Origin of the sequence: Meridianimarinicoccus zhengii, from assembly GCF_003254465.1 — a bacterium.
Classification (GTDB): Bacteria; Pseudomonadota; Alphaproteobacteria; order Rhodobacterales; family Rhodobacteraceae; genus Meridianimarinicoccus; species Meridianimarinicoccus zhengii.
The window spans coordinates 1-960 of sequence record NZ_QDFI01000185.1; the positions used below are offsets into that span (position 1 = coordinate 1).

Annotated in this window: 1 protein-coding gene; it reads right to left on the reverse strand. The window is 67.5% G+C overall.

All coding sequences use genetic code 11. The annotated features are described in order from the left end of the window. The coding region (locus DDE13_RS22505; RefSeq protein ID WP_111406404.1) for an IS5 family transposase at nucleotides 1–960 on the reverse strand (960 nt) is incomplete at both ends.

Genomic DNA, 960 nt, shown 5'->3' on the forward strand with positions numbered 1-960 from the left:
GGCCAAAAGAGCCCTCAGGTGGGCGAGGATCTTGCGGATGTTGTGGCCGCAGCCGCACAGGACGGCGAAGATCGCGTCGCCTGTGGTGCCCTTGAGCGGGCAGCGCGACAGGCGGCCGTCGGTTTTCATGTGGCCGATTTCCGGCTCGATGGCACTGCGCCGTCGCAGCAGCCGTTTCAGCGCCGGGGTCAGGCCGCGGCGGGTGCCACTGATCAGGACCTGTGTGTGCGTCACGCCGTGGCCGCGATATCCGCGGTCGACGACGGCCAGCGCAGGCGTCTGACCGGTCAGGATTTCGACCTGTTCCAGCGCTTCCGAAAGGGTGTGGCCGTCGTAAGGATTGCCCGGCATGGCGCGCATGCCGACGACGAACCCCTCGTCGATGGTGGTGGCGAGACTGACCTTGGTGCCGAACTCGTAGCGCTTGCGCGCCTTGCCCTTGGAGATGCAATCGACCGCGGGCTCGTGCAGCGCGTAGATCTTGCCGCGGCTTTTCGGTCCTTGGTGCAGCAGGCGGCCCACCAGCACGAGGCTGTCCAGAACGCGTTCCCGCAACGGGCCGTCGGGGATCGCGTCCAGCTGGCGGCGGAGGTCGCGCAGAACACGACCGGTGTAACCCTTCAGCTTTTTCAGCGCCTTGCGCATGCGCTTGAACTGGCGGGCATGGGCGTAGCGCCCGGCCTGCATCGCTAGGCGCGGGGCCAGCCGGTTGTAGGTCTGCCGCAGCGTGATCCCGGCCTCGTTCGCCAGCACGACGAGCTGTCGGCGGGCCTTGTCATACAGCCGCGCGTCGGTCGGATGTGCGATGTTCTTTTCCATCACCGTGGTATCGACGGCGACGCGCGAAAGGCTGTCGTCATCGACCGCGCCCGATGCGCGCCCGGCCTCGAGGGTCTTGGTCAAAAGCCACTCGGCCCCTTCCTCGCCGATCCGGTTGCGCCAGCGGGTCAGCGACGAGGG